Source organism: Polaromonas jejuensis NBRC 106434 (assembly GCF_001598235.1).
GTDB lineage: Bacteria > Pseudomonadota > Gammaproteobacteria > Burkholderiales > Burkholderiaceae_C > Polaromonas > Polaromonas jejuensis.
On record NZ_BCYO01000007.1, the window covers coordinates 55,660 to 76,776 of the forward strand.

The window sequence follows — 21,117 nt, forward strand, 5'->3', positions numbered from 1 at the left end:
GTTACCTGGATTGGAGAAGTTCAAACACACTGACCCGGTAGGCCTCCCAGGCCGGCAGCAGCGCGGACGCCAGTGCCACCCCCAGCGCCAGCACCGGCACGATGACCAGCTCGACCGGCCAGGACAAGGCACCGATCAAGATGGAGTTTTCAAGTTGCAGCGCCCAGGCCAGCAAGGCCGTCAGGCCCTGGCCCGCCAGCACGCCCAGCACGGCGGCGAGCAGCGCCAGCCACAGCGCCTCGCACAGCAGCAGGCCGGCGACCTTGCGCGGCGGTGCGCCCAGCATGCGCAGCAGGGCCAGGTCGGCGCGGCGCTCGCGCACGGCGCCCCACAGGGCGATGAAGACGCTCAGGCCGGCCGTCAGCAACAGCACGCCGGCCAGGGCGCGCAGCACGTCGGTGCCCACGCCCACCATGCTGAGCAGGCGGGTGATTTCGAGGGCCGGCGCGGCCGCCTGCATTTCGGTGGTGGTGTTGATGAAGCGCGGAAAGGTCACGGCCGCCATTGGCGTCTTGTACTGGATCAGCGCCAGCGTGACTTCGCGCTCGGCCTCCAGAATCTTCTGATCTTCCTCGTCGAGGGCGGTATCGGTTTCATGCACCTTCCACACCGACTCGGTGGCGGTCAACACCAGGCGATCCAGCACGGAGCCGCTAGGCGCCAGCACCCCCACCACCGTGTAAGGCGTCCGGGCGTGCACATCACCGCCGCCGCCCAACCCATGCGTGCCGGCAAAGCTGTCGCCCACCTTCAGGCCGGTCTGCTTCGCCACCTGAGCGCCAATCACGGCCTGCATGGACCCGGACCAGCCCTTGCCCTGCGCCAGTTTGGCGTCGTAATGCCGGATGTACTCAGCCGTGGTGCCGACGATGCGAAAGCCGCGGAAGCTGTCGCCCAGGCTGATGGGAATGATTTTGGCCACCTGCGGATGGCTTTCAAGCGCCTTGATGGCGGCCAGCGGCACATTGCCGGTCGGCACATCGAGGTGAAACACGCCCGACAGGATCAGCTGCATCGGGCTGCCCTTGGCGCCCACCACCACGTCGATGCCCGCGAGGTCGCGGTCAAACGCCTGGTTGATCTGGTGGCTGACCAGCAGCACAAAGGTGATGGAGGCCAGCCCGAGGCTCAGCAGCAGCAGGTTGAGGGCCGCCGCGAGCGGCCGCGACCACAGGTAACGCCATGAAATTACTATTGTTTTCATAGCCACTTGCGCCCTATCAACAAGGACTGGAAGCCTTTTTCACCATCCATCCGGGTTTCAAGAAAGCCGGCGACGCGGCTGTCGTGCGTGGCGATCACCAGCGTCGCGCCCTCATGCCTTGCCGTTGCCTGCAGCAATTCCAGCGACGCCGTGGCCGCTTCGTCATCCAGGCTGGCCGTCGGTTCATCCGCCAGGATCACACGCGGCTTGAGCAGCACCGCCCGCGCCAGCGCCACGCGCTGGGCCTGGCCGCCGGAGAGCTGCGCCGGTTTGCGCCTGGCCAGCGCCTGCACATCCAGCGCCGCCAGCGCCTGGTCAATGCGGCCCTCATCGGGCGGCTGGCCGGCCGCCCACTGCGCCATGGCGAGGTTGCCATGCACCGTCAGGGCGGAACTCAAATGCAGGCGCTGCGGCAGGAAGCCTATGGTTGTGGCGCGCCAGGCATCGCCGGCCACCTTGCCCAGCGCCTTCATGGACTGCCCGGCCACGCTCATGTCACCCTCGCCGGGGCTGAGCAAGCCGGCGGCCAGCGCCAGCCAGGTGGATTTGCCCGAGCCCGAGGCACCGCGCAGCAGCAGCACGTCGCCCTGCGCCACGTCAACATCCTCAAACCTGAGCTCGGGGCCGCCGCCGTAGCGGTAGGCCAGTTGCCGGGTGCTGATCATGAAGCCAGGCCCGGCGTGCCGGTGGCGCAGTCGGCGCACACGCCGCGCACCGCAAAGTCCATGCTCATGCCCTGGTAGCCCAGGGCCTTGAGGGCCTCCAGCGCGGTTTGCGCGGCACGCTCCAGGTCGTTGGCACTGGTCTTCAGCGCACCGGCCAGCGGGCTGTCGCGGTGGCAGCTCTGGCACTCAAAGTGAGGAATCGCATGCACGCTGCTCGGCATGGCCTGGTAGCGGCGCACCCGGTTCGCGTCGACCCGGCACAGCAGCAGGCCAACCTGGGTGAGCCGGTCAATCAGGCGGTACAGCGTCACACGGTCCAGCGCCGATTCGGTGTCGCTCAGCAAGGCCATCTGCAGTTGCGCGTGGGTGTAGCTGGTGTCGGGATGGGCCAGCAGCCAGCCCAGCACCAGGCGCGCCGCGCTGGTACGGCGCAGGCCGTGTGCGGAAAGCAGCGCGTCAATCGGGTCCGCGGTGAGGTCGCTTGGAGGAATGGATGAAGCCATGCGTCTTTGAAGTTTTTAAATTTCTGCCGAGGTTTCAATAACGCAACTTAGTTGCATTAAACTATACCGCAATCGAGTTGCATTATGACCGCGACTTGTGACTTTTTTATGTCATTTGATTGCACCCATTTGTAAAGACAGACTTCGCATGCCACCCCAGCCAACCCCCTTGATTGACGCAAAACCCTCGGCACGCAGCGTGCTGGCCTGGCCTGCCTGGCTGCGTGTGCTGGCCGTGGTGCCTGCGGTAGCGCTGCTATGGCTGGCGGTCAGCTGGGCCAACCTGGTGCTTATGCCATGGTGACGCTGGACGGCCTCACGGTGAGCTACCGCCGCCACCCCGCCCTGCACCACATCAGCGGCCACTTTGCGCCAGGCTCGCTCACGGCGGTGGTGGGGCCCAATGGTTCGGGCAAAAGCACGCTGCTCAAAAGCGTCATGGGCCTGCTGCCCTTCTCGGGCGGGCGGGTGGCCGTGTCCGCGCCGCGTGCACGCATGGCCTATTTGCCGCAGCTCGCCGAAATTGACCGCGGCTTTCCGATTGATGTGCGCGACTGCGTACTGCTGGGCTGCTGGCCCGCCGAGGGCGCCTGGGGCGGCGTGCGCGGCGACCGGCTGGCGCGTGTGGATGCGGCCCTGCATGCCGTGGGGCTGGAGGGATTTGAGCGCCGGCCCATCGGTTCGCTTTCAAGCGGACAGCTGCAGCGCATGCTGTTTGCCCGCCTGCTGGTGCAGGACGCCGAGCTGATTTTGCTGGACGAACCCTTCAACGCCATGGACAGCAAAACCACCTCGGCTCTGCTGGCGATGATCCGGCAGTGGCACCAGCGGCGCCGCACCGTGATCGCCGTGCTGCACGACGATGCGCAGGTGCGCCAGCATTTTCCGCGCACCCTGCTGCTGGCCCGCGAAGTCGTGGCCTGGGGGCCCACCGCGCAGGTGATGACCGAGGCCAACCTGGCGCGGGCCCGCCGCATGGCCGAGGCCTGGGATGAAGACGCCGATATCTGCCAGGTGGACCAGCCGCAGCCGCAGCTGCCGCTGTGGCAAAAGGTGGCCGCCTGATGGCCGGCAGCCTGACCGTGCTGCAAAGCATCTGGGATCTGCTGTGGGCTCCGTTTGCCGACTTCGCCTTCATGCGCCGCGCGCTGGTGGCAACCCTGGCGCTGTCACTCAGCGCCGCGCCCCTGGGCGTTTTTTTGACGCTGCGGCGCATGAGCCTGCTGGGCGATGCGCTCAGCCATGCCATCCTGCCCGGCGTGGCCATCGGCTTCATGCTGTGCGGCCTGTCGCTCACCGCCATGGCCGCGGGCGGCGTGGTGGCCGGCATGCTGGTGGCGGCGCTCGCCGGATGGATCAGCCGGTCCACGGCGCTGAAAGAAGACGCGAGCCTGGCCGCCGTTTATCTGGCGGCCCTGGCGCTGGGCGTCACGCTCATCTCCGGCCACGGCACGCAACTCGATTTGCTGCACATCCTGTTTGGCAGTGCGCTCGGGGTGGACACACCCGGTTTGTGGCTGGTGGCCACGGTGGCCAGCGTGAGCATGCTGGCGCTGGCTGCGGCCTACCGCGGCCTGGTGCTGGAAAGCTTTGACCCGGTGTTTCTAAGCGCCGCCGGCCGGCGCGGTTGGCACACCTGGGTCTGGCAGCAGGGATTTTTGATGCTGGTGGTCATCAACCTGGTGGCCGGGTTTCAAACCCTGGGCACCTTGATGGCGGTGGGGCTGATGATGCTGCCCGCCGTCTCGGCCAAGCTGTGGCACGACACCCTGCCCGCGCAACTTGTCAATGCCAGCGCTCAAGCCATGCTGGCCGGCTACCTCGGGCTGCTGCTGTCCTACCACCTGGACACGCCATCCGGCCCCACCATCATCGGCTGCGCAGGCGCCCTGTACTTCGCGTCCTTGCTGCTGGCGCCCGGCGGCTGGCTGCCGCGCGTGCTGAACCGCGCCCATCGCGTGGCCTGAGCGTGGCCTGAAGCGTTTTTTTCTTCATTCTCCATATTCACCAAGGACTTCCCCATGAAAAACCTGCGTCAAAAATTCGCGGCTTGCCTGGCGGCACTGGCGCTGTGCAGCGCCGCCACGGCCGGCCTGGCCGCCGACAAGCTGCCGGTCGTGGCCAGCTTCAGCATCCTGGGCGATCTGGTGCGCGTGGTGGGTGGCGACCGGGTGGCCGTCACCACCCTGGTCGGGCCGGACGAGGACGCCCATGTCTTCGAGCCCAAACCGCTTGATGCCAAAAACATCCTGCAAACCCGGCTGCTGGTGACCAACGGCCTCGGCTTTGAGCCCTGGGCAGAAAAGCTCGCCAAATCCGCCGGCTACCGGGGCCAGTCCGTGGTGGCCTCCCAGGGCGTGAAACCGCGCAGCCTGCCCGCCGAAAAAGGCCAGCACCACGCGGAAACCGACCCGCACGCCTGGCAGGATCCAACCCATGTCGTGCGCTATGTGCGCAACATCGCCGCAGCCCTGAGCCAGGCCGACCCCGCCGGGGCCTCAAGCTTCCAGAGCAACAGTGAGGCGTATGTGAAAGAGTTGCAGACACTCGACAGCTGGGCCAAAGCGCAATTTGCCGCGATCCCGGCGGACAAGCGCAAGGTCATCACCTCGCACGACGCCTTCGGCTATTTCGGCGCGCATTACCAGGTCCGTTTCCTCGCGCCCCAGGGCGTCTCCACCGAAGCCGAGCCCAGCGCCAGGGAAGTTGCCCAGTTGATCAAGCAGATCCAACGCGAAAAAATCAAGGCCGTGTTTGTGGAAAACATGAGCAACCCCAAGCTGCTGGCGCAACTGAGCAAGGATGCGGGCGTGACGCCGGGGCCCGCGCTGTATGTGGATGCCCTGTCAGCGCCTGGCGGCCCGGCCGACAGCTACCTCAAGCTGATGCGGCATAACGTGACGCAACTCGTGCGCGGCATGCAGCTCAACTGAACCTGAACGGCCGCCGGGCGGCGACGGCGACACCGTGATCAAGTCAGCCGCGGTATAACCACCCCATGAATGACACCATCCAGGGAGACACATTGACCGCGCCCCAAGCACACCCCACCCACCTGCGCACCCATACCTACCACGGCCTGGCGCCCGGCCCGCGCCTGCTGGTGCTGGGCGCGGTCCACGGCAACGAGATCTGCGGTGCGCGCGCCATCGCGCAAGTGCTGGCCGAACTCGACAGCGGCGCGCTCAGCATAGTCCGCGGCAGCGTCACCTTTGTGCCCGTCACCAACCCGCTGGCCTACCGGCTCAAGCAGCGCACCGGCGAGCGCAACCTGAACCGCAACATGGCGCCCAGCGCGATTCCGCAGGATTTCGAGGACCGCATTGCCAATGTGCTGTGCCCGCTGCTGGAGTCGCACGAGGCGCTGCTGGACCTGCATTCCTTTCACACCGGCGGCGCCCCCTTTGTGATGATTGGCCCGCAAAACAACAGCGGCACGCTGGAGCCCTTCAGCTACGCCGCCGAGGAAATGCAGCTGGCCCTGCACACCGGGCCGCACCGCGTCGTCGAGGGCTGGCTGGAAACCTACGCGCGCGGCGTGCAGCGGCGCGCGGCCGCCCCGGTCGCGAATGACAGCGCCCGCACGCAAGCCCTGGCGACCGACCCCAACTACGGCGTGGGCACGACGGAATACATGCGTTCGCGCGGCGGCTACGGCGTGACGCTGGAATGCGGCCAGCACGACGACCCCGAGGCGGTGAATGTGGCGCGCCGCGCCATCTTGCAGACCCTGGCCCTGCTCGGCCTGTCGCCGCTGCCGCTGGCGCCGGCCTCGACCGACCGGGAAATCCTGCGCCTGGTGGATGTGACCGACCGCGAACATCCAGGCGACAGCTTCAGCCGCCCATGGCGCAGCTTTGACGCGGTGGAGGCCGGCGAAGTGATAGGCACGCGCTACAGCGGCGCCGAAGTGAAGGCGCCCGAAGACGGCTTTGTGGTGTTTCCCAACCCGGGCGCCGGCGTGGCGCAGGAGTGGTTTTACTTCGCGCAGCGCCGGGCCTGAGGCCGGGCGCCATTTCAGGCATCAAATCGGGCCTACGCCCAATATCGGCCTCCGCAGTAAGCTATAAATTCAATAGCACCCTGCAGCGGATGCCGCTCTCGCCTTAAGCCTTGACCCGCGCCGCAAAGGTCTTACGGAACTTCTCGACCTTGGGCGCGGCCACGGCCATGCAATAGCCCTGGTAGGGGTTTTTCTCGAAGAAGTCCTGGTGGTAGTCCTCGGCCGGCCAGTAGTTGGCCTGCGGCAGCACCTCGGTCACGATGGGTTTGCCAAACAGCTTGTCCTGGCTCATCTGGCGGATCATGTCGTCGGCCACCTGCTTTTGCTCGGGCGTCGAGAAATAAATGCCGCTGCGGTACTGCGTGCCCGTGTCATTGCCCTGGCGATTCAGCGTGGTCGGGTCATGGATGACGAAAAAAATCTCCAGGATTTCCTGCAGCGTAATTTCGGCCGGGTCGTAAACCAGTTTCACGACTTCATTGCAGCCGGTGCGCCCGGTACAGACGTCCTCATAACTCGGCCGGTTGGCCTGGCCGTTGCTGTAGCCGGACTCGACGTCGGTGACGCCGCGCACCTTGACGTACACGGCCTCGGTGCACCAGAAGCAGCCGCCGCCCAGGGTGATGGTTTGCAGGTTTTCCATGGTTTTCTCCAAAAAATATTCAACCCGGTAGTCGTCGCTTCAGGTCGGACCTTACACCGCAGCGGCGCGCACCGCGTCCAGGAATGAGCTCAATGCCGCATTGTCGCGCGCCGTCTTCCACAGGCAATAGGTGTCATAGGGCGTGGTTTCGCTGTCCAGCGGAACAAAGGCGGTACCGGCCAGGCCGGACTGGCGCAGCGCCTCCGGCACCAGCGCCACGCCCAGGCCTTGCGACACCAGCGACACCACGCTGAGCCAGTGCCGCAGCTCATAGCGGATTTCAGGATGAAAACCGGCCTCGGTGCAGAGGGACAAAATGGCCTCGTGGTAGTCGGGAGAGACAGCACGGGCCACCATCGCAAACGGCTCGCCTTGCAACTGGCGCAAGGCGAGCTTGCGCTTTTTCGCCAGCGGGTGCGTTGTGGGCAGGCAGCACACAAAGGGCTGGCGCGCCACCAGGATGCGCGACAAGTCAGGCGGCACGCGGGTGGTGTGGACAAAGCCCAGATCCAGCCGCTCATGCGAGAGTTCAATCAGCTGGTCTTGCGAATTGAGCTCCCTCAGCAGCACACGCAGCAAGGGATGCTGCGCCTGAAACTGGCGCAGCATTTGCGGCAAGCCCCGGTACAGCATCGCACCAACAAAGCCGATATGCAGTCGGCCCACCAGCCCCTGCTCAGCATCGCGCGCATGGCGTCCGGCTTCCTGGGCCTGCTCCAGCAGCGCACGCGCCTTGGGCACAAAGGCCTGGCCTGCAGCGGTCAGGCGCACCTCCCGGCTGCTGCGGATGAAGAGCTTGGCCCCGACCGAGGCCTCGAGTTGCTGGATGTTCAGGGAGAGCGGCGGCTGCGAAATCGACAGGCGGCGCGCTGCCCGACCGAAGTGCAGCTCTTCGGCCAACACCAGAAAGTAGCGCAGGTGGCGAAATTCCATGATTAAAAAATTATATCGCTCAAGCCATATTCAATATTGGACAAATATTAATGCCACTCCAACAATGAACCCAGGAGACCAGACATCCATGCCCATCAACGAACCGCCCTGCGGCGAGGGCAAGTTCCTGTAGCCGCGCATGCTGGCCGCTACCCTGCGCCGGCAATTTCCCAAACCACCAACCTCTTCGAGGGCTACACCATGATCGACACAGTGATAACGAACCCGGCTCGATGGGCGGCCGCAATGGCCTTGCTCGTGACGAGCCTGCAGGCGGGCGCGCAGACCACGCCGAAGTTTGCGGATGCCCAAGCCAGCGACCCGGTCACGATGGGGTGGATGGCGGGTTCTCCGCCACCTGCCGACAAACTGATTCAGTTCGCCGATGGCACGTTCCGCAAGTTTCCCCAGATACGTTGGTCATTTTCCAACTACCGCCAGTTTGTTCCGACCAGCACCGTGGCACGCGGTACCGGGCCGGTCAGTGTGCTGCCCATGGCCGCGCGCCAGGACATCGACGGTGTGAGCTTTCAGGTGCTCGGCACTGGCGAAACCATGACCTGGGCGCAATCGCTCGGCGCCAACTACACCGACGGCATCGTGGTGCTGCACAAGGGCCGCATCGTCTACGAGCGCTACTTCGGTGTGTTCAAGCCCCAGGGGCAGCACATCGCGATGTCGGTGACCAAGTCGTTCATCGGCACCCTCAGCGCCATGCTGGTGGCGGAGGGTGTGATCGACGAGAACGCGCTCACCTCGAAATACGTTCCCGAACTCAAGGACACCGGTTTTGGGGACGTCACCGTGCGTCAGTTGCTCGACATGACCACCGGCATCAAATACTCCGAGAACTATGCCGACCCCAAGGCTGAAATTTTTGACCATACGCGTGCGGGCGGCGTGACACCTCGCCCGCCCGGCTACGAGGGGCCGAAGTCGTTCTACGAATTCCTGCAGACGATCAAGAAAGAAGGCGCGCACGGCCAGGCCTTTGCGTACAAGACGGTCAACGCCGACGCGCTGGGCTGGGTGATCCGCCGTGCAACCGGCAAGTCGATCGGTGAAAACCTGCAAGAACGCATCTGGAGCAAGCTCGGTGCCGAGCAGGACGCCTATTTCACGATCGACACCGTGGGCACCGAATTCGCCGGCGGCGGGTTTAACGCGGGCCTGCGCGACATGGCCCGTTTCGGTGAAGTGATGCGGCAGGGCGGCAACTACAACGGTCAGCAGATCGTGCCCAGGAAGGTCGTGGCCGACATTCGCAACGGGGCCGGCAAGGCCGAGTTCGCCAAAGCGGGCTACAAGACGCTGCCGGGCTGGAGCTACCGCAACATGTGGTGGGTGTCGCACAACGAGCACGGTGCCTATTCGGCGCGCGGCGTTCATGGCCAGGCGATCTATATCGATCCGAAGGCTGAAATGGTCATCGCCCGGTTCGCCTCGCACCCGTTGGCGGGAAACCCGAACAACGACCCCACATCGCTGCCTGCCTACCACGCATTGGCCAAACACCTGCTGGCCCATCCGCAGTAGGCGACGCGCCGCCCGGCCGAAGTGCAGCTCTTCGGCCAGGACCAGAAAGTAGCGTCAATGGCGAAATTTCTTGAATATAAAAATTGTATTGCCGAAGACATATTCAATATTGGAAAAATATTAATGTCGTTCCAACAATGAACCCAGGAGACCAGACATCCATGCCCATCAACGAGCCCCCCCAGCCCAGCCATCCCGTTCCCGACCAGCACGGCGCCAACCTCTACACCACCGACCCCGGCCTGCGCGCGCTGCTGCAGGTCTACCTGCCGCCCGAACTGGTGACGCACCTCACGCCGCATCTCGAACGGCTGGGCGCGCTGGCCGGTAGCACACTCGACGAACTGGCGAACACCGCCGACAAGAACCCGCCGGAACTGCAACACCGTTCGCGCAGCGGGCGTGACGAGCAGAAGCTCATCAAGCACCCGGCCTATGTCGAGATGGAGCGCCTGGCCTTCAGCGAATACGCGCTGGCGGCGATCTCGCACCGCAGCGACGTGCTGGGCTGGCAGGGCCAGCTGCCGGCCATGGCCAAGTACGCGCTGACCTATCTCTTTGTGCAGGCCGAATTCGGGCTGTGCTGCCCGGTGTCCATGACCGACTCGCTGACGCGCACGCTCAAGAAATTCGGCGCCCCCGAACTGGTGCAGCGCTACCTGCCCTCGCTCACCAGCCTGGACATGGACACGCTCTCGCAAGGCGCGATGTTCATGACCGAGCAGGGCGCGGGTTCCGATATCGCGGCCACCGAGACAATGGCGCGGCCAGACCCCGACCATCCCGGCGCCTGGCTGCTGACGGGCGACAAGTGGTTCTGCTCCAACCCCGACGCGGCGCTGGCCATGGTGCTGGCGCGCGTGGACGACGGTAAAGGCGGCGAGCCCGGGCTCAAGGGTGTGTCGCTGTTCCTGCTGCCGCGCGAGCTGGAGGGCGGCGCGCACAACCACTACCGCATCATCCGCCTGAAAGACAAGCTGGGCACCCGCTCCATGGCCAGCGGCGAAATCCGCCTCGAAGGCGCGCGCGCCTGGCTCGTCGGCGAACAGGGCCGCGGCTTTGTGCAGATGGCCGACATGGTGAACAACTCGCGCCTGTCCAACGGCGTGCGCGCCGCCGGCCTGATGCGCCGCGCCGTCAGCGAGGCCTTTTACATTGCACGCAATCGCCAGGCCTTTGGCAAGAAGCTGATAGCGCTGCCGCTGATGCGCCGCCAGCTGCTGAAGCTGTTGCTGCCCAGCGAGCAGGCGCGCACCATGGTGTTCCAGACCGCCGAGGCGCTGCGGCGCGCCGACGCGGGCGACGCCGAGGCCTTGCGCCTGGCGCGCATCCTCACGCCGCTGATCAAGTTCCGCGCCTGCCGCGATGCGCGCAAGGTCACCGGCGACGCGATGGAAGTGCGCGGCGGCTGCGGCTACATCGAGGAGTGGAGCGACCCGCGGCTGGTGCGCGACGCGCACCTGGGCTCGATCTGGGAAGGCACGAGCAACATCGTGGCGCTGGACGTGATCCGCGCGATCCGGCGCGAACAGTCGCTGACCGCGCTGATGGCGCATCTCGAAAAACTGCTTGATGACACGCCTATGGACGGCAGGCTGCGCGCCAGCCTGCAGGACGTGATGGTGCGCGCCGTGGCGCTGGCCCATGCCGCCGTGGCCGACGGCGGCGAAGCATTGGCGCGGCGCGCGGCATCGGCGCTCTATCACACGACCACGGCGGTGGCGATGGCCTGGGAGTCGGCGCGCATCGGCACGCCCGAGCGCATGCACCTGGCGCGCCTGGTGCTGCGGCACCGCCTGCTGCCCGCCGACCCGCTGGCAGCCGGGCACGACGGCGACCCCGAGGCCGAGCACATTTTCCTGGCGGCCTGAACCCGGCCGCTAACACCTCACACCAATTATTAAAGGAGACAAAGATGAACACACGCAGAACCTGTCTGCTCGCGCTGGCCTGCCTTGCAGGCGCCGGTACGGCCTGGGCCCAGGCCAGCTTCCCGCACAAGCCCTTGTCGCTGGTCGTGCCCTATGCACCCGGCGGCCCCACCGACGCGATGGCGCGCACGCTGGCCAACGCCATCAGGCCCGTGCTGGGCCAGACCATGATCGTCGAAAACAAGGCCGGCGCCGGCGCCAACATAGGCGCCGATTACGTCGCGCGCGCCGAGGCCGACGGCCACACGCTGCTGTTCGGCACCTCGGCGCCGCTGGCGATCAACATGAACCTCTACCAGAAGATCAACTACGACCCGTTCAAGAGCTTCTCGCCCATCATCCAGATCGGCCAGCTGCCCAATGTGCTGGTGGTGCACCCGAGCGTGCCGGCCAAGAACATGAAAGAGCTGATCGCCTACGCCAAGGCCAACCCCGGCAAGCTGAGCTTCGCCTCCTCAGGCAGCGGCGCATCGTCGCACTTGGCGGGCGTGCTGTTCAACATGCGCGCGGGCACCGACATCCAGCATATTCCCTACAAGGGCACGGGCCCGGCCCTCAACGACCTGCTCGGTGGCCAGGTGGCCATGTCCTTCACCGACGTGCTCACCGCCCTGCCCCACATCAAGGCCGGCAAGCTGCGCGTGCTGGGCGTGACCTCGGCCAGCCGCTCGCGCGCCCTGCCCGAGGTGCCGACACTGATGGAGCAGGGTTTGAAGGACTTCGATGCCAGCGTGTTTTTCGGCATCGTCGCGCCCTCGGGCACGCCGCAGCAGGTGGTGACGAAACTCAATGCCGCGTTCGCACAGGTGCTGCAGCAGCCCGACGTGAAGCAGCACCTGGCCCAGCAGGGCCTGGAGCCGCCACCGCAGACCACGCCCGCACAACTGGCGGTCTACATGCGCAGCGAAGCCGCCAAATGGCGCGAGGTGATCAAGGTGTCCGGCGCCAAGGCGGACTGAGCACCATGAACACCGATTCCAACCCCACAACGCCGCAAGGCGCGCTGCAAGGCATACGCGTGATCGACCTCTCGCGCGTCCTGGGCGGCCCCTACTGCGGCCAGATCCTGGGCGACCACGGCGCCGACGTGCTCAAGGTCGAGCCACCGCAAGGCGACGACACGCGCGCCTGGGGCCCGCCGTTCCGGCATGGCGTGGCGTCCTACTACCTGGGCCTGAACCGCAACAAGCTCGGCATGCAGCTCGACCTCGCCGGCGCAGCGGGCCAGGCCGTGCTGCTGGGCCTGCTGGAAGGCGCCGACGTGCTGATCGAAAACTTCAAGACCGGCACCATGGAGAAATGGGGACTGGGCTACGAAAACCTGGCCCAACGCTTTCCGCGCCTGATTCACTGCCGCGTCAGCGGCTTCGGCGCCGATGGCCCGCTGGGCGGGCTGGCCGGCTATGACGCCGCCGTGCAGGCGCTGACCGGCATCATGAGTGTCAACGGCGAATCCGGCGGCGAGCCCCTGCGCGTGGGGCTGCCCGTGGTCGACATGGTGACCGGGCTCAACGCCGCCTTGGGTGTGCTGCTGGCACTGCAGGAGCGCGCGCGCAGCGGCAAGGGCCAGTTTGTCGAGGCCAGCCTGTTCGACTGCGGCCTGTCGCTGCTGCATCCGCATGCGGCCAACTGGTTTCTGGACGGCAAGAACCCCGGGCTCACGGGCAATGCCCACCCGAACATCTACCCCTACGACGCCTTTCCCACCCGCAGCGTGCCGGTCTTTCTGGCGGTGGGCAACGACCGGCAATTCAGCCTGCTGTGCCAGCACCTGCAGACCGAGGACTTGGCACGCGACCCGCGATTCAGCCAGGCGGGTGCGCGCTCGGTGCACCGCCAGGAATTGCGCCGGCTCCTCGAGCAGGCGCTGGCACAACACGACGGCGCAGCACTGGCCGAGGCCCTGATGCAGCTTGGCGTGCCCTGCGCACCCATCCTGTCGGTAGACGCCGCCCTGCAGCACCCGCATACCCGCCACCGCGAGATGGTCGTGCGCATCGGCGAAGACTACACGGGCATCGCCTCCCCGATCAAGCTGAGCCGCACGCCGGCGACTTACCGCCATGCGCCGCCAACAGAGTTGCCTTCCCATGACTCCAAAGCCTGAGGCAATCAATCCGGCCCATCATTTAGTTGACACTTAAAGCATATTCATCAACTTCGGTACACTGCTAGAAACCTTTAAAGGAAATTGCCATGAAAACCAAATTCAACTGGGAAGACCCGTTTTTTCTGATGGAGCAACTCAGCGACGACGAGCGCGCCATCGTTGCCGCCGCCCACGATTTCTGCCAGGAAAAGCTGCAGCCCCGCGTGCTGATGGCGGCTCGCCATGAAAAATTCGACCGCGAGATCATGAACGAGTTCGGCGCCATGGGTTTCCTCGGCTCGACCATCGAGGGCTACGGCTGCGCCGGCCTCAACTACGTCAGCTACGGCCTGGTGGCGCGCGAGGTGGAGCGCGTGGACAGCGGCTACCGCAGCGCCATGAGCGTGCAATCCTCGCTGGTCATGCATCCCATCAACGCCTACGGCAGCGAGGCGCAGCGCCAGAAATACCTGCCCAAGCTGGCCACCGGCGAATGGGTCGGCTGCTTTGGCCTGACCGAACCGAATCACGGCTCCGACCCGGCCAGCATGCTCACGCGTGCCAAGCCCGTGGACGGCGGCTTCATCGTCAAGGGCAGCAAGATGTGGATCACCAACAGCCCGATTGCCGATGTATTCGTGGTCTGGGCCAAGCTGGAAGACGCTGACGGCAAGGTCGGCGGCCAGGAAAGCATCCGCGGCTTTGTGCTGGAAAAAGGCATGAAGGGCCTCTCGGCGCCCAAGATCGAAGGCAAGATGAGCTTGCGCGCCTCCATCACCGGCGAGATCGTGATGGACGACGTGTTTGTGCCGGCTGAAAACCTGCTGCCCAATGTCAGCGGCCTGAAGGGCCCGTTTGGCTGCCTCAACAAAGCGCGCTATGGCATCGCCTGGGGCGCGCTCGGCGCGGCCGAAGACTGCTGGCACCGCGCCCGCCAGTACACCATGGACCGCCAGCAGTTTGGCCGCCCATTGGCGCAAAACCAGCTGATCCAGAAGAAGCTGGCCGACATGCAGACCGAAATCACGCTGGGCCTGCAAGCCTGCCTGCGCGTGGGCCGGCTGATGGACGAGGACAAGGCCGTGCCCGAGATGATTTCGCTGATCAAGCGCAACTCCTGCGGCAAGTCGCTGGACATTGCCCGCATGGCGCGCGACATGCACGGCGGCAACGGCATCCATGACGAATACCATGTGATCCGCCACATGATCAACCTGGAAACCGTCAACACCTACGAAGGCACGCACGACGTGCATGCGCTGATCCTGGGCCGCGCGCAGACCGGCCTGCAGGCGTTTTATTGATCTTTTCGGGCGCCAGCCCAAGGGGGATGCGCCCAGCGAGCTATATTTTTTATAGCTGGCTGGGCGCCGCAGGCCGGCGCGGCTGGCCTCTGGAAAGGGGCTTGCCCGAGCGGCAGCCTCTGCCCCGGTCCAGGACCGGGCGCACCGGCCCGCCTCTGCCTTATGAGTCATTCAGGCCGCCGGCCCCATAGAATGAAGCGCAATACACTACTAATTTCATAGCAAATCATGGAATTTGGCGCGCTCAAACCCCTGCTGACCGTTTTGGTGATGCCGCCCACGGCGCCGCTGCTGCTGGCCCTGCTGGGCGTGTTGCTGGCCGTCAGGAAAAAGCGCGCCGGCCTGCTGCTGACAACGCTCTCGCTGCTGTTGCTGGGACTGCTCAGCTGCCACGGCACGGCCGTCTGGCTGGCACGCCATGCCCTGCCGCAATTTCCCCCGCTGTCTGCCGTGGCGCTGAAAACCGGCAAGGTGCAGGCCATCGTGGTGCTGGGCGGCGGCGTGCTGCCGCAGGCGCCGGAATACGGGCAGGCCCAGCCCGGCCCCCACACCGCCGCCCGGCTGCGCTACGGGATGGGGCTGGCCAGGCAATCCGGCCTGCCCGTGGCTTTTTCGGGTGGCCTGGGCTGGGCGGCCCATGGCGCACAGCAGGAATCCGAAGCCGAGGTGGCCGCACGCGTGGCGCGGCAAGACTATGGCGTGACGCTGCGCTGGAGCGAGGCGCAATCGCGCGACACCTCGGGCAATGCCCGCCTGCTGGCGCCCCTGCTCCAGCATGACGGCATCCAGCGCATTGCGCTGGTCACCGATGCCTCGCACATGCCGCGTGCCGTCGCCGCGTTTGAACGCGCCGGCCTCACCGTGACGCCGGCCCCCACCGGCTATACCCTTCCCGTCCAGCAGGAGTTGCTGGAATGGCTGCCCTCGGCGCACGGGTTGCTGGCAACGCAGCTGGTGCTGCACGAATGGCTGGGATTGGCCGCTGGCCGCTTCCTTCCGGTCTGAGCCTGCATTCGCTCATGCAGGCTTTGCGGGCCGGCCTCATCCGTCCCCGCCCGGCTTGACGCTGCCGGGGTATGACGATACATTAATAACCAACCAGTCAGTAACCATGCCGCTTTCCAAATTTTTCTGCAATAACACCAACGGTGTCGCCGCCAAGCGCGAGCGCCGCAAGGAAGCGCGCCCGGGCGAGTTGCTGGACGCGGCGCTGGACCTCTTCGTTGAAAAAGGCTTTGCCGCCACCCGGGTGGAAGAAGTCGCCGCGCTCGCGGGTGTCTCCAAAGGCACGCTGTTTCTTTATTTTCAAAGCAAGGAAGAGCTGTTCAAGGCGGTGGTGCGCGAGAACATTTCCGGCCGCTTCAAGGAGTGGAATGAGGAATTCGCCAGCTTTGAAGGCAGCAGCGGGGAAATGCTGGCTTACTGCATGAATGTCTGGTGGGAGCGCGTCGGGGCGACCAAGGCCTCGGGTATCACCAAGCTGTTGGTGAGCGAGGCAAAAAACTTCCCGGACATTGCCGCCTTCTACCAAAAGGAAGTCATACAGCCGGGCCAGGCGCTGATCCGCCGCATCCTGCAACGCGGCATGGACCGCGGCGAATTTCGCGCGATGGACCTGGACTATGCCGTCTACAGCGTGGTGGCGCCCATGATTTTCCTGATCCTGGCCAAGCACTCCATGGGCGTGTGCGTCAGCGACAGCGTGGCGCTGGACCCGAAGCAATATATCGCCTCGCAAGTAAACACCATCTTGCATGGCCTGAGCATGCCGCCGGACCAGGCCGCCCAGGGCAAGGAGAAAGTCTGAGCATGAAACGCCGGATCCAATGGGCCGTGGCCCTGCTTATCCTGGTGCTGGTCGTGGGCGGCGTGGTGCGCGCCCTATCGGCGCGCAAGGCCCAACAGCAGGCGCTGGTCGCCGCCAGCGCCGCCAAAGACCTGGGTGTCATTGAACTCGCCGCCACCGATGTGCTCAGGGCCCAGGTCCGCGACGTGGTGCAAGGGCTGGCGGTCTCGGGTTCCCTCAAGGCCGTCAACTCCGCCGTGATCAAGGCCCGCGTGGCGGGCGAACTTCAGGGCCTGACGGTGCGCGAGGGCGACTTCGTCAAGGCGGGCCAGGTGATTGCGCGCATCGAGGCCGGCGAGTACGCGTCGCGCGTGCGCCAGGCCCGGGAGCAGGCCGAATCGGCCAGGGCCCAGGTGGATGTGGCGCAGCGGCAGTACGACAACAACAAGGCGCTGGTGGACCAGGGCTTTATCTCCAAAACCGCCCTGGACACCTCGCTGGCCAACCTCAATGCGGCGCAGTCCACCTACAAGGCCGCCGTGGCCGCCACCGAAGTCGCCGGCAAATCGCTGGATGACACGGTGCTCAAAACACCGATTGCCGGCCAGGTGTCGCAGCGTCTGGCGCAGCCGGGCGAGCGCGTGGGAGTGGACAGCAAGATTGTCGAAGTGGTGGATCTCAGCCGCCTGGAAATGGAAGCCACCCTGAGCGCTGCCGATGCCATGGCGGTGCGCGCGGGCCAAAGCGCCGAGCTGCAGATTGAAGGCAGCCTGCAGACCATCAAGGCCCGGGTCGTGCGCATCAACCCAAGCGCGCTGGCGGGCAGCCGCAGCGTGCTGGTTTACCTGAGCATAGACAATGCCGGCGGCGATGCGCTGCCCCTGCGCCAAGGCCTGTTCGCCCAGGGCACGCTGGGCACGGCCAGTGCGCGGCTGTTGTCGGTGCCGGTCAGCGCGGTGCGCACCGACAAGCCCACGCCTTATGTGCAGACGGTTGAAAACGGCAAGCTGGTCCAGCGCGCGGTCACGCTCGGGGTGCGGGGCATGGCCGGCAGCGAAGCCGTCGTCGCCATCCAGGGCCTGGCCGACAACACGCCGGTCATTCGCGGCGAAATCGGCAGCTTGCGCGAGGGCAGCCTGGTCCGGTTCACGCCGATGACAGCGGCCCGGGCCAGCGCCGCGGCAAGCGCCCCGGCCCCCTGAGAAAGCCCGCCCATGTGGTTCACCCAGGTCAGCCTGAAAAATCCGGTCTTCGCCACCATGGTCATGCTGGCCATCGTGGTACTCGGGCTGTTTTCCTACCAGCGCATGCAGGTGGACCAGTTCCCCAACATCGACTTTCCGGTGGTGGTCATCACCGCCGACTACCCCGGCGCCTCCCCCGAAATTGTTGAAAGCGAAGTCACCAAGAAGATCGAGGAAGGCGTCAATTCGATCGCCGGCATCAATGCCCTGACCTCGCGCAGCGTTGAAGGCCAGGCCATCGTCATCATGGAGTTCCAGCTCTATGTGGACGGGCGCAAGGCGGCCGAAGATGTGCGCGAAAAGATCGCGGCGATCCGGCCCACGTTTCGCGACGAGGTGAAAGAGCCGCGCGTCCTGCGCTTTGACCCCGCCAGTCGGGCCATCTGGTCGGTAGCCGTTCTTCCCGATCCCGCCAAGGGCAAAGCCATGGATGCGGTGGAACTCACCAACTGGGCCGACCAGGTGCTGAAAAAGCGGCTTGAGAACGTTCGCGGCACCGGCTCGGTCACGCTGGTGGGCGGCACCAAGCGCGAGATCAATGTCTACCTCAACCCGCAGGCCATGGAGTCGCTGGGCATCACGGCCGACCAGGTGGTCAATGCGGTGCGCAGCGAAAACCAGGACCTGCCGCTGGGCGCCATCCGTTCGCTGGCGCAGGAGCGCGTGGTCAAGATAGACGCGCGCATGAAGCGGCCCGAAGACTTCGGCAAGATCATCGTGGCCCGCAAAGGATCAGGAGGTGCCGGTCAAGCCGGCGCGGGCGCGCCCGTCACGGTGAGCCAGGTCGCCCGCATTGCCGACGGCGCCCAGGAGCTGGACAGCCTGGCCCTTTACAACGGCCAGCGCACCTTGCTGCTGACCGTGCAAAAGGCCCAGGATGAAAACACCATAGGCGTGGTCGACGGGCTGAACAAGGCCGTCGCCGAGCTGCAGCCGCTGCTGCCCCCCGGCGCGCGGCTGGCGCTGATCACCGATGGCTCGCGCCCCATTCGCGTGGCAGTGGAGAACGTGCGCCGCACGCTGATAGAGGGCGCCCTGCTGACGGTGCTGATCGTGTTCCTGTTCCTCAATTCCTGGCGCTCGACGGTGATCACCGGGCTGACCCTGCCGATTTCCATCATCGGCACTTTCCTGTTCATGAATCTGTTCGGCTTCACCATCAACATGATCACGTTGATGGCGCTGTCGCTGTGCGTGGGCCTGCTGATAGACGACGCGATCGTGGTGCGCGAGAACATCGTGCGCCATGTGCAGATGGGCAAGGGGCCTTTCCAGGCCTCGCTGGACGGCACGCAGGAGATTGGCCTGGCCGTGCTGGCCACCACCTTTTCCATCGTCGCGGTGTTCCTGCCCATCGGCTTCATGGGCGGCATCATCGGCAAGTTTTTTCACGAGTTCGGCGTCACCATCGTGGCGGCCGTGCTGATCTCCATGTTCGTGAGCTTCACGCTGGACCCCATGCTGTCCAGCATCTGGCACGACCCGGCCATTGAAGCGCACGGACGGCGCAAGGCACCGGTCACCCTTTACGACAAGACCATTGGCCGCGTGACGGCCTGGTTTGACCGCGCCAGCGAGTCGCTCAGCCACGCCTACCAGGGCATACTGCGCTGGTCGCTGCGGCACAAGCCGGCGACGCTGGCGCTGGCCGCGGTGATTTTCGCCATCAGTGTTGTCATGGTGCCGCTGCTGGGCACCGAGTTCGTGCCCAAGGCCGACTTCTCGGAAACCTCGCTCAACTTCTACACGCCGGTGGGCTCATCGCTGGAACATACCGAAACCAAGGCACGCCAGGTGGAGGCCATCATCCGGGAGTTTCCCGAGGTGAAGTACACGCTGGCGACCCTCAACACCGGCAGCGCGCAGGGCAAGATGTACGCCAATGTGTATGTGCGCCTGGTCGACCGCAAGGCGCGTACGCGCAGTGTGGACGAGATGTCGGGCGTGCTGCGCGAGCGGCTCAAGCAGGTGCCCGGCATCACCGTCACCCATGTCGGGCTGCTGGACGCCGTGGGCGGCAACAAGCAGGTGGAGTTTTCGCTGCAAGGCCCGGACCTGAAGGAGCTCGAACGGCTGACGCGCCTGGTCAGCGACAAAATCCGCAACATCCCCGGACTGGTGGACCTGGACTCCAGCGTCAAAGCCGACAAGCCGGTGATTGAGGTCGATGTGCGGCGCGATGCCGCGTCGGACCTGGGATTGTCGGTGGCGCAGATTGCCGCCTCGCTGCGCACACTGGTGGCGGGGCAGACCGTGGGCAACTGGCGCGCGCCCGACGACCAGACCTATGACGTCAACGTGCGCCTGGCGCCCGATGCGCGCAACGCGCCGCAGGACCTGGAGCGCCTGCCTTTCATGAGCAGCACCCTGGGCAGCAATGCCGACGGCTCGGCGCGCATCGTGCGCCTGAACCAGGTCGCCAGCGTGAAGGAGTCCACCGGCCCCAACCAGATCAACCGGCGCGACCTGACCCGCGAAGTCGCGATCAACGCCAATGTCTACAACCGCTCGGCCGGTGAGGTGTCCAACGACATCAAGGCCGCGCTGGACGGCTTCAACTTCCCGCCCGGTTACCGCTACCAGTTCAGCGGCTCCACCAAGAACATGGCGGAATCGTTTGGCTATGCCGTTTCGGCGCTGGTGATGGCCATCCTGTTCATCTACATGATCCTGGCCAGCCAGTTCAAGAGCTTTCTGCAACCCATGGCCCTGATGACCTCGCTGCCGCTCACGCTGATAGGGGTGGTGCTGGCCTTGCTGTTGTTTGGCTCCACCCTGTCGATGTTTTCCATCATCGGCGTGGTGATGCTGATGGGTCTGGTGACCAAGAATGCCATCTTGCTGGTGGACTTTGCGATTCGCATGCGCGCCGACAGGCTGGACGTGGACGGCCACCGCGTGCCCGGCATGGAGCGCAGTGAAGCCCTGCTGCACGCCGCCAAGGTCCGGCTGCGCCCCATCCTGATGACCACGCTGGCCATGATCTTTGGCATGGTGCCGCTGGCTTTTGCGCTGACGGAAGGCTCGGAGCAACGCGCGCCCATGGGCCAGGCGGTGATTGGCGGCGTCATCACGTCTTCGCTGCTGACGCTGGTCGTCGTGCCCGTGACCTACTGCTACATGGACGATCTGGCCCAGTGGTTCAAGCGAAAATTCAGGGGCAAAGCGCAGCCGGCATCCCCCCTTGAGGCTCACGCCAGCCACTCGCTGCCAGCGGGCGCCCCGGCTAAAATCAGAGGTTGAGCATCGTCCGCCTCCCCTCTTCTATTACCCCCC

19 protein-coding genes are annotated in these 21,117 nt (G+C 65.4%); 14 read left to right on the forward strand and 5 right to left on the reverse strand.

Annotated elements, in window-relative coordinates; all coding sequences use genetic code 11:
• Position 1: 1 nt before the first annotated feature.
• Genes PJE01S_RS10570 through PJE01S_RS10580 form a run of 3 tightly spaced genes read right to left on the reverse strand, consistent with a single transcriptional unit; the run spans position 2 to position 2,372 of the window.
• Entirely contained in the window at positions 2-1,204 is a 1,203-nt protein-coding gene (locus PJE01S_RS10570) for an ABC transporter permease (protein WP_068833535.1), read from the reverse strand.
• A complete protein-coding gene (locus PJE01S_RS10575; protein WP_068833537.1) occupies positions 1,201-1,869 on the reverse strand; it encodes an ABC transporter ATP-binding protein in 669 nt (222 codons plus the stop codon). Before PJE01S_RS10575 ends, PJE01S_RS10570 begins: the two co-directional genes overlap by 4 nt.
• Positions 1,866-2,372 carry a Fur family transcriptional regulator gene (locus PJE01S_RS10580; protein WP_068833539.1) on the reverse strand — a complete coding sequence of 169 codons (507 nt, stop codon included), beginning with the start codon at positions 2,370-2,372 and terminating at the stop codon, positions 1,866-1,868. The genes PJE01S_RS10575 and PJE01S_RS10580 overlap by 4 nt, the downstream gene beginning before the upstream one ends.
• Positions 2,373-2,541: 169 nt before the next feature.
• Between PJE01S_RS10580 and PJE01S_RS26175 the strand changes: the two genes are divergently transcribed.
• The 5 genes from PJE01S_RS26175 (at position 2,542) to PJE01S_RS10600 (ending at position 6,375) form a co-directional block, all read left to right on the forward strand.
• The gene (locus tag PJE01S_RS26175; protein ID WP_281178591.1) at positions 2,542-2,676 is read left to right on the forward strand and encodes a hypothetical protein; all 135 of its coding nucleotides are present in this window, start codon (positions 2,542-2,544) and stop codon (positions 2,674-2,676) included.
• Positions 2,670-3,437, forward strand: a complete 768-nt coding sequence (locus PJE01S_RS10585; protein ID WP_068833541.1) for a metal ABC transporter ATP-binding protein — start codon at positions 2,670-2,672, stop codon at positions 3,435-3,437. Before PJE01S_RS26175 ends, PJE01S_RS10585 begins: the two co-directional genes overlap by 7 nt.
• Entirely contained in the window at positions 3,437-4,339 is a 903-nt protein-coding gene (locus PJE01S_RS10590; protein WP_174548537.1) for a metal ABC transporter permease, read from the forward strand. Before PJE01S_RS10585 ends, PJE01S_RS10590 begins: the two co-directional genes overlap by 1 nt.
• A 54-nt stretch (positions 4,340-4,393) precedes the next feature.
• The gene (locus tag PJE01S_RS10595; RefSeq protein WP_068833543.1) at positions 4,394-5,305 is read left to right on the forward strand and encodes a metal ABC transporter substrate-binding protein; all 912 of its coding nucleotides are present in this window, start codon (positions 4,394-4,396) and stop codon (positions 5,303-5,305) included.
• Positions 5,306-5,370: 65 nt separating this feature from the next.
• On the forward strand, positions 5,371-6,375 hold the full coding sequence (locus tag PJE01S_RS10600) for a M14 family metallopeptidase (RefSeq protein ID WP_068833544.1): 1,005 nt from the start codon (positions 5,371-5,373) through the stop codon (positions 6,373-6,375).
• 103 nt (positions 6,376-6,478) lie between these two features.
• Here PJE01S_RS10600 and msrA read toward each other — a convergent pair whose 3' ends face one another.
• Both msrA and PJE01S_RS10610 read right to left on the reverse strand, forming a co-directional pair.
• Positions 6,479-7,018: a peptide-methionine (S)-S-oxide reductase MsrA gene (msrA, locus tag PJE01S_RS10605; protein WP_068833546.1), complete on the reverse strand. Its 540-nt coding sequence runs from the start codon at positions 7,016-7,018 to the stop codon at positions 6,479-6,481.
• A gap of 51 nt (positions 7,019-7,069) precedes the next feature.
• Positions 7,070-7,951 (reverse strand): LysR family transcriptional regulator, encoded by an 882-nt coding sequence (locus PJE01S_RS10610; protein WP_068833548.1) that lies wholly within the window; start codon positions 7,949-7,951, stop codon positions 7,070-7,072.
• 201 nt (positions 7,952-8,152) lie between these two features.
• On the opposite strand from PJE01S_RS10610, the gene PJE01S_RS10615 reads away from it, so the two are divergent.
• From PJE01S_RS10615 to PJE01S_RS10655, 9 genes are all read left to right on the forward strand, one after another.
• On the forward strand, positions 8,153-9,487 hold the full coding sequence (locus PJE01S_RS10615; RefSeq protein WP_068833550.1) for a serine hydrolase domain-containing protein: 1,335 nt from the start codon (positions 8,153-8,155) through the stop codon (positions 9,485-9,487).
• 161 nt (positions 9,488-9,648) lie between these two features.
• Positions 9,649-11,358, forward strand: coding sequence for an acyl-CoA dehydrogenase family protein (locus PJE01S_RS10620; protein ID WP_068833553.1), 1,710 nt, complete (start codon positions 9,649-9,651; stop codon positions 11,356-11,358).
• A gap of 44 nt (positions 11,359-11,402) precedes the next feature.
• Positions 11,403-12,377: a Bug family tripartite tricarboxylate transporter substrate binding protein gene (locus tag PJE01S_RS10625; RefSeq protein ID WP_084389461.1), complete on the forward strand. Its 975-nt coding sequence runs from the start codon at positions 11,403-11,405 to the stop codon at positions 12,375-12,377.
• A 5-nt stretch (positions 12,378-12,382) separates the two neighbouring features.
• Positions 12,383-13,525, forward strand: coding sequence for a CaiB/BaiF CoA transferase family protein (locus PJE01S_RS10630; RefSeq protein ID WP_068833555.1), 1,143 nt, complete (start codon positions 12,383-12,385; stop codon positions 13,523-13,525).
• A gap of 89 nt (positions 13,526-13,614) precedes the next feature.
• The gene (locus PJE01S_RS10635; RefSeq protein ID WP_068833557.1) at positions 13,615-14,811 is read left to right on the forward strand and encodes an acyl-CoA dehydrogenase; all 1,197 of its coding nucleotides are present in this window, start codon (positions 13,615-13,617) and stop codon (positions 14,809-14,811) included.
• 228 nt (positions 14,812-15,039) lie between these two features.
• Positions 15,040-15,816: a YdcF family protein gene (locus PJE01S_RS10640; protein ID WP_068833559.1), complete on the forward strand. Its 777-nt coding sequence runs from the start codon at positions 15,040-15,042 to the stop codon at positions 15,814-15,816.
• A gap of 106 nt (positions 15,817-15,922) precedes the next feature.
• Entirely contained in the window at positions 15,923-16,618 is a 696-nt protein-coding gene (locus PJE01S_RS10645; RefSeq protein ID WP_068833561.1) for a TetR/AcrR family transcriptional regulator, read from the forward strand.
• Positions 16,619-16,620: 2 nt separating this feature from the next.
• Entirely contained in the window at positions 16,621-17,799 is a 1,179-nt protein-coding gene (locus PJE01S_RS10650; protein ID WP_068833563.1) for an efflux RND transporter periplasmic adaptor subunit, read from the forward strand.
• Between the two features lie 12 nt (positions 17,800-17,811).
• The gene (locus tag PJE01S_RS10655) at positions 17,812-21,084 is read left to right on the forward strand and encodes an efflux RND transporter permease subunit (protein WP_068833565.1); all 3,273 of its coding nucleotides are present in this window, start codon (positions 17,812-17,814) and stop codon (positions 21,082-21,084) included.
• Positions 21,085-21,117 lie beyond the last annotated feature (33 nt).